Below are 8,253 nucleotides of genomic sequence, written 5' to 3'. Positions count from 1 at the left end.
GTCAGCAGTGGCCTCCCCCGCCGGCGCAGGCGTGGGACCAGCAGCAGGCCAACCCCCAGCAGGCCGGGTATCCCCAGCAGGGCGGCTACCCCCAACAGGGCGGCTACCCGCAGCAGGGCGGCTACCCGCAGCAGCCGCCGCAGGGCGGCTGGCAGGGCGGGCCGCAGACCGCGCAGTACCCCGGCGGATACCCCGGCGCCCCCGCACCGGCCGGGCAGTGGGGTCACGACGGCCCCGGCGCCCCGCCCCCGCCGCCCGCGTTCGGTCCCCCGGCCGGGCCCCCGCCCCAGCCGCCGAAGCGCAAGCGCTGGCCGATCGTCACCGCGCTCATCGCGGTCGTCGTCATCGCGGCCGGTGTCGTCGTCGGCTTCACCGTCTTCGGCAACCGCGGCGCCGGAACCCCCAACGACGCCGTCACGCTGCTCGCGCAGGACCTCGCGAACGACGACTACCTCGGCGCGGTCAAGACGCTCCACCCCGCGGAGCTGTCGCTGGCCAACGACATGAACCAGGTCCTCGGCGACCAGCTCAAGCGCCTGGAGATCCTCAAGCCCGACGCCGACACGACGTCGTCGCTGGGGACCGTCGAGTTCAAGGACCTCACCTTCGACGAGGGCGCCCAGGAGAAGGTGCGCGACAACGTCGTCATCAACAAGCTGGTCTCGGGCACGATCACGCTGAACCAGGACCCGGCGAAGATCCCGTTCACCGACGACTTCAAGAACCGCGTCTTCAAAAACGGCGTCCCCGGCGCGCAGACGAACACCATCGACATCGCCGAGGAGGTCCGCAAGAACGGCGAGCCGATCCGGATCGCCACGGTCAACGTCGACGGCAAGTGGTACGTGAGCCTGTTCTACACGGTCGCGGACTACGCGCTGCAGCAGGAGAAGACGCCGTGGCCCGCCACGTCGATCGCCGCCCGCGGCGGCACGAGCGCCGAGGACGCGCTCAAGCAGACGGTGCAGGCGCTGATGGACCAGAACGCGCGCCGGCTCGTCGAGCTGGCCCCGCCGACGGAGCTGGCCGTCGTCCACGACGCGGGCCAGGCGATCATCGACGCCGCCGGCCGTGGCCGGCCCTCGGGTCTGCAGGTGCAGTCGCTGGAGACCGAGTCGAGCACCGTGCGCGGCACGACGGCCCTGCAGCTCAAGAAGCTGGTCATCAGCGAGGGCAGTGGCCAGCAGATCACGGTCACCCGCGACAACGACTGCCTCACCGTCGAGGTCCAGGGCTCGTCGCAGAAGTTCTGCAGCGCCGACCTGCTGCAGCAGTTCGGCGGGTCGTCGACGACCAGCCTGCCCGCCTCGGTGCAGCGGGTGCTGCCCAAGCTCGTCACGGCCGTGCTGAACGTGAAGGTGCTCACCGTCGAGGAGGGCGGCGCCTGGTACGTCAGCCCGTCCCAGACGGTGATCCAGGCCTACGGCGACATCCTCGGCGTGCTCGACGCGCAGGACGTCAAGGACCTGATGGCGCTCGCCGGGAACTGACCGACGAGCACGTCGCCCCCACCAGGGGACGGCCGCTCCTGCCGACGGCGGGGCACGGGTGCACACTGCCCGTGCCCCGCCGTCGTGTGTCGGGGGTGGCCCCGCTCGACCTCTATGTAGGACGGGCGTACTGTTTACAGCAGAGGGGTCCGCCGACCACCACGAACGGGCCCGATACGCGCCGAACCGCGCCCACCACGCCAGGAGGTAGAGCCATCGTGGCCAGCACCGACAGCTTCGGAGCCAAGGGAACGCTCGACGTCGGCGAGAACAGTTACGAGATCTTCCGACTCTCGGCCGTCGAGGGCGCGGAGAAGCTCCCGTACAGCCTCAAGGTGCTGCTCGAGAACCTCCTGCGCACCGAGGACGGCGCCAACGTCACGGCCGACCACATCCGCGCGATCGCCGCGTGGGACCCGGCAGCCGACCCGGACACCGAGATCCAGTTCACCCCCGCCCGCGTGATCATGCAGGACTTCACCGGCGTCCCCTGCGTCGTCGACCTCGCGACCATGCGCGAGGCCGTCACCGAGATGGGCGGCGACCCCGCGAAGGTCAACCCCCTCGCCCCCGCCGAGCTCGTCATCGACCACTCGGTGATGATCGACTTCTTCGGCACGAGCGACGCCTTCGAGAAGAACATCGAGTTCGAGTACGGCCGCAACCAGGAGCGCTACCAGTTCCTGCGCTGGGGCCAGGGCGCGTTCGACGAGTTCAAGGTCGTCCCCCCCGGCACCGGCATCGTGCACCAGGTCAACATCGAGCACCTCGCCCGCACGGTCATGGCCCGCAACGGCCAGGCCTACCCCGACACCCTCGTCGGCACCGACTCCCACACCACCATGGTCAACGGCCTCGGCGTGCTGGGCTGGGGCGTCGGCGGCATCGAGGCCGAGGCCGCCATGCTCGGCCAGCCCGTCTCGATGCTCATCCCCAAGGTCCTGGGCTTCAAGCTCTCCGGCGAGATCCCCGCCGGCGTCACCGCCACCGACGTCGTCCTCACGATCACCCAGATGCTGCGCCAGCAGGGCGTCGTCGGCAAGTTCGTCGAGTTCTACGGCGCCGGCGTCTCCGCGGTCCCGCTGGCCAACCGCGCCACCATCGGCAACATGAGCCCCGAGTTCGGCTCCACCGCCGCGATCTTCCCGATCGACGACGAGACGATCCGCTACCTCACCCTCACCGGCCGCTCCGCCGAGCAGATCGCGCTCGTCGAGGCCTACGCCAAGGAGCAGGGCCTCTGGCTGGACCCGGCCGCCGAGCCGACCTTCTCCGAGACCATCGAGCTCGACCTGTCGACGGTCGTCCCGTCGATCTCCGGCCCCAAGCGCCCGCAGGACCGCATCGAGCTGGCCGGGGCCAAGGCCGCGTTCCGCCAGGCCGTCTGCGACTACACCGACGACGCCGTCGCCACCGAGCTCACCGGGCTCGACGAGGCCGGCGCCGAGTCGTTCCCGGCCAGCGACGCACCCGCCATCAGCTCCGACGAACCCGACCCCGTCGTGTTCTCCGCCGCGGAGGGCTGCGGCGGGCGCCCGTCGAAGCCGACCACCGTGAAGTCCGACTCGCGCGGCGAGTTCGTGCTCGACCACGGCGCCGTCGTCATCGCCTCGATCACCAGCTGCACCAACACGTCCAACCCCAGCGTCATGCTGGGCGCGGCCCTGCTGGCCAAGAACGCGGTCGAGAAGGGCCTCACGGTCAAGCCGTGGGTCAAGACCTCGATGGCCCCCGGCTCCCAGGTCGTCACCGACTACTACGAGAAGGCCGGCCTCTGGCCCTACCTCGACAAGCTCGGCTACAACCTCGTCGGCTACGGCTGCACCACCTGCATCGGCAACTCGGGCCCGCTGCCCGAGGAGATCTCCGCCGCCGTCAACGAGGCCGACCTCGCCGTCGTCTCCGTGCTGTCGGGCAACCGGAACTTCGAGGGCCGGATCAACCCCGACATCAAGATGAACTACCTCGCCTCGCCGCCCCTCGTCGTCGCCTACGCCCTCGCCGGCACCATGGACTTCGACTTCGAGACCCAGCCGCTGGGCCAGGACAGCGACGGCAACGACGTGTTCCTGCGCGACATCTGGCCGTCCACCGACGACGTCAACACCGTCATGGACAACGCCATCGACCAGCAGATGTTCGTCAAGAGCTACGCCGACGTCTTCCGTGGCGACGAGCGCTGGCGCTCGCTGCCCACCCCCGAGGGCCGCACGTTCGACTGGGACGCCGAGTCCACCTACGTGCGCAAGCCCCCGTACTTCGAGGGCATGCAGCCCGAGCCCTCGCCGGTGCAGGACATCGTCGGCGCCCGCGTACTGGCCCTGCTGGGCGACTCGGTCACCACCGACCACATCTCCCCCGCCGGTTCCATCAAGCCGGGCACCCCGGCCGCCACCTACCTCGACGAACACGGCGTCGACAAGAAGGACTACAACTCCTTCGGCTCGCGCCGCGGCAACCACGAGGTGATGATCCGCGGCACCTTCGCGAACATCCGGCTGCGCAACCAGCTGCTCGACGACGTCTCCGGCGGCTACACGCGCGACTTCACCGTCGACGGTGCGCCGCAGGCGTTCATCTACGACGCCGCGCAGAACTACGCGGCCGCCGGCACCCCGCTGGTCGTCCTGGGCGGCAAGGAGTACGGCTCCGGTTCCTCGCGCGACTGGGCGGCCAAGGGCACCGCACTCCTGGGCGTCAAGGCCGTCATCGTCGAGTCGTTCGAGCGCATCCACCGGTCGAACCTGATCGGCATGGGCGTCATCCCGCTGCAGTTCCCCGCGGGTGAGACGGCCTCGTCGCTGGGCCTCGACGGGACCGAGACCTTCGACATCGCGGGCATCGAGGAGCTCAACACCGGCACCACCCCCCGCACGGTCCACGTGACCGCGACGAAGGCGTCCGGCGACACGGTGGAGTTCGACGCGGTCGTGCGCATCGACACCCCCGGCGAGGCGGACTACTACCGCAACGGCGGCATCCTCCAGTACGTGCTGCGCGGCATGCTGCGCGACTGATCCTCGGCACCTCCTGACGGGGGCGGCTCCCTTCGCGGGGGCCGCCCCCGTCGTCGTTGCTGTTGTTGTGCCGTTGTCGGTGGGTCTCGCCGACCATGATCGTTTTCGGTGCGTCAATGATTGGTTTACTAAGGATGGAGAGGCTGCTCCTCCCGACGCGGCGCGCAACCTCACCGTCCGATGCCGGGCCGACGGCGACCGTGAGGTTGCGGCCGACGGTTCGCGCGCAACCTCACCGCTGTTCCGAGGCCTGTGGACGACCGTGAGGTTGCGCGCGGTCTGGTGCCCGACGGACGGCCCGCCACACGTTCAGCCTCGGGAGGGTGGCACTCCCCTGTCGGCGGCGGCGTCCGGTTCCGCCCCTGCAGGGGCGTCTCTGCGGACCTGCCTGCAGCCTCCCTGTCCACGTCCCTGTAGACGGACCGAGCCGGCGTGACACCGCGCGTTGCGTCAATGAGTCGTTTACGGAAGAAGCGTCACACCAGCAAGCCCCACGCCGCTGCCCGGGCAGCGGCCTCCGCCCGGGTCCGGCAGCCCGTCTTCGCCAGCACGTGCTCGACATGGGTACCGACCGTGCGCGCCCCGACTCCCAGCGCGGCAGCGATCCCGGCGTTGCTCGCTCCCCCGGCCATGGCCGCGAGCACCTGCAGCTCGCGCATCGTCAGCCCGGCCGGCGGCGGCACCTCCCGGTGCAGCACCACGACGCCCCTCGCGGTCGGGTACGCGTCGATCTCGTGGACGGCGTCGCCGTGGACGAACAACCTCCGCACGGCCCGGCGCAGACCCACGACCTCCGACAGCAGCGCCGACGGCGGGACCAGCAGCTCAGGACGCGGCCGCGCCGACAGCGCGACGACCCGGCCTCCCGGCCCCACGAGCATGCCCTCGGTGGAGCCGTCGCCCAAGCGGGCGGTGAGCGGCTCCGGCGGCGGAACCGGATCCAGGGCAGCGCCGAGGTCGGGACCCAGCAGCGCCAGCAACGCGACGGTGTCGTCGTCGGGATGGCGGGAGTCGAGCGTGCTCGCGTTCAGCATGCCGACGTAGCGGCCGTCCGCGGCGAACAGACACTGCGTCACGCCGTCGCGGAAACCGTTGGGCAGGATGACCAGCTCGAAGATGTCGCCGCGGCGGCGCTGCACCGGCAGGTCACGGACCCTCGTCGGCGCGCCCGTCGTCCGGACCAGGCCGAACAGCGGATCGGTGTGCATGTCCTCGTCCAGGAAACCCGTCAGCACCGCGGGGTAGGACGACGCCAGCGCGCGGTGGCGGCCCAGCACCGGGTCCCACACCGACAGGGCCAGGCAGTCCGACGGCACGATCGCCCGCAGCCCCTCCGCGACGGCCAGCGCCGACCCGGCGGTCCGGCTGCCGTTCCGCCGCAGGAACGACCGGAGGTCCTGGGCCGCACCCAGCGCGGTCATGGCCCGAGACGCTACCCGTCGGATCGCATCCGTCAATCGACCGATTCCGGGGGTCCGCGCAGCATCTAGCTTCCCCGCCGACGGAGCACGCCGACACCGACGGAGGACAGCAATGGAGCTCACCGAGTACGCCGACCTGGACGCGACCGCCCTCGCCGCCCTGATCCGCAGCGGGCAGGTGCATCCCGACGAGGTCGCCCGCACCGCCGTCGCCGCGATGGAGGCGGTGCAGCCCAAGGTGAACGGGCTCGTCGACGGGCCCTTCGAGCGGCCCCTCGGCCACGCCGCCGACGGTCCGTTCGCCGGCGTCCCGTTCGTGATCAAGGACCTCATCGCCCACGCGGCCGGCGTGCCGACCCGCTCGGGCACCCGCCTGCTCGGCGCCGGGGTGCCGATGCCGGAGGACACCCTGCTGATGGCACGGTTCCGTCGCGCGGGGCTCGCGACCCTCGGCCTCACCGCGACCCCGGAGCTCGGTTTCAACGCCAACACCGAGGCCGTCGCGACCGGGTCGGTGCGCAACCCCTGGGACCTCGACCGCAGTCCGGGCGGGTCCAGCGGCGGGTCCGCCGCGCTCGTCGCGGCCCGGGCGCTGCCCGTCGCCCACGGCAACGACGGCGGCGGCTCCATCCGCATCCCCGCCGCCGCCTGCGGGCTCGTCGGGCTCAAGCCCAGCCAGGGCCGCGTCTCCCCCGGCCCGGACTATGCCGACCCGCTGCTCGGGCTCGGGATCGAGTTCGCCCTCACCCGGACCGTGCGCGACTGCGCCGGCCTGCTCGACGCCGTCCACGGCAGCGAGCCCGGCGACCGCTACCTGCTCCCCGGCCCCGTGCGCCCCTACGCCGACGAGGTCGGCGCCGGCAGCAGGCCGCTGCGGATCGCCCTGCACACCGAGCCGTTCTCCGGCAACGGGTCGGTGGACCCGCGGTGCGTCGCCGCGGTGGAGTCCGTCGGCCGCGCCCTCGAGGGACTGGGGCACGTCGTGGAGCGGGCGGCGCCCTCGGTCGATGCCGCCGCGTTCGACGACGCCAACCTCGTCGCCTGGTGCTCCTTCCTCGCCGACGGCATCGACACCATGTGCGCCGCCCTGGGCATCGAGGCAGGTCCCGACAGCCTGGAGGCGACGACGCGCGCCTGCGCCGAGCTCGGGCGCACCCTGCGCGCCGCCGACATCTACGCCGCCGAGCGGGTGTTCAACACGGTCCGCCGCTCGGTCGCGTCCTTCCACCAGACCTGGGACCTCGTCCTCACCCCGACGATGAACGTGCCCAACACCGCCGCCGGGTACCTGAACGCCGACGACGCCTCCCTCGACGCCCGCGGCTGGTACGACCACATCTTCAGCACCGCCGGCTTCACCGCGCTGTCGAACGTCACCGGCAACCCGGCGATCAGCCTGCCCCTGGGCAGCACCGAGGAGGGCTGGCCGATCGGCGTCCAGCTCGTCGCCCCCTACGCCGACGAGGCCACCCTGATCGCGATCGCCGCCGACCTGGAGCGGGCCCTCCCCTGGGCCGACCGCCGTCCCCCGGTCGTCGCGGGGTGACCCCGGTGCGTGGCGGGGCCGGCGCGTGGCGGGGTCCGGCCCTCGCCACGCGGCCGCGTCGTGTCAATGATTCGGCGACAGAAGGAGGGGCCGGACGCCGTGCCTCGAACCCGCGCGCAACCTCACTGCTGTTCCGGCGCCGGATCAGAGCAGTGAGGTTGCGCGCGGGTTGTTCGGCCCCACCCCTGCCGGCCGAGATGCGCGTGAGGGCTGTCGATCGGCCGGAACACCGCGCATCTCGGCGCGGGCGGGCGCGGTCAGCCCGCCGGGTGGCCCGGGTCGATCCAGGGCACGCGCTGTGGGTCGGGGACCCCCTCGATGTCGAGGTTCACCACGATCGGCTCCTGCCCGCTGCGGGTCAGGACGCACTCCAGGGGCTCGTCGTCGAGGGCGTTGATCTCCTGGTGCGGCACGAAGGGCGGCACGAAGATGAACGAGCCCGGACCGCCCTCCGCGGTGAACTCCAGGTCGGCACCCCAGCGCATCCGCGCCACCCCGCGCACGACGTAGATCACGCTCTCCAGCTCGCCGTGGTGGTGCGCCCCGGTCCGCGCGCCGGGATGGATCGTCACCGTGCCCGCCCACAGCCGCTGCGATCCCGTGCGGGAGTGCGTGATCGCGGCGGCCCGGTTCATGCCGGGGGTCTGCGGGGTGTTGGTGTCGAGCGCGTCGGCGGGGACGACGCGGACGCCTGCGGTGCGCCAGTCGGGGGCGGTCATGCCGCGACCCTAGCCACGGGCCCCGACCGGCGCAGCCGGCTCCAGCAGGTCAAACCGGCG

5 protein-coding genes are annotated in these 8,253 nt (G+C 71.9%); 3 read left to right on the top strand and 2 right to left on the bottom strand.

All coding sequences use genetic code 11. The annotated features are described in order from the left end of the window. Together PSU4_RS31930 and PSU4_RS21075 are read left to right on the top strand one after the other, a co-directional pair. Positions 1–1,490 (top strand): hypothetical protein (locus tag PSU4_RS31930; RefSeq protein ID WP_222596358.1); only part of this gene is annotated, 1,490 nt, incomplete at its 5' end. Between the two features lie 215 nt (positions 1,491–1,705). Continuing rightward, positions 1,706–4,507, top strand: coding sequence for an aconitate hydratase (locus PSU4_RS21075; RefSeq protein WP_147111176.1), 2,802 nt, complete (start codon positions 1,706–1,708; stop codon positions 4,505–4,507). A 476-nt stretch (positions 4,508–4,983) separates the two neighbouring features. On the opposite strand, the gene PSU4_RS21070 is transcribed toward PSU4_RS21075, so the two are convergent. Beyond that, entirely contained in the window at positions 4,984–5,928 is a 945-nt protein-coding gene (locus PSU4_RS21070; RefSeq protein ID WP_147111151.1) for a response regulator transcription factor, read from the bottom strand. Between the two features lie 112 nt (positions 5,929–6,040). Between PSU4_RS21070 and PSU4_RS21065 the strand changes: the two genes are divergently transcribed. Further along, positions 6,041–7,474, top strand: coding sequence for an amidase (locus tag PSU4_RS21065; protein WP_147111148.1), 1,434 nt, complete (start codon positions 6,041–6,043; stop codon positions 7,472–7,474). Between the two features lie 257 nt (positions 7,475–7,731). Here the strand turns inward: PSU4_RS21065 and PSU4_RS21060 are convergent, their stop codons facing one another. After that, positions 7,732–8,193, bottom strand: coding sequence for a cupin domain-containing protein (locus tag PSU4_RS21060; RefSeq protein ID WP_147111145.1), 462 nt, complete (start codon positions 8,191–8,193; stop codon positions 7,732–7,734). Between the last annotated feature and the right edge of the window lie 60 nt (positions 8,194–8,253).

The organism is Pseudonocardia sulfidoxydans NBRC 16205, from assembly GCF_007989085.1.
In the GTDB taxonomy this organism is placed as follows: domain Bacteria; phylum Actinomycetota; class Actinomycetes; order Mycobacteriales; family Pseudonocardiaceae; genus Pseudonocardia; species Pseudonocardia sulfidoxydans.
Note: the sequence above shows the minus strand (reverse complement) of the source record. Positions and strands in the feature narration are given on the sequence as shown.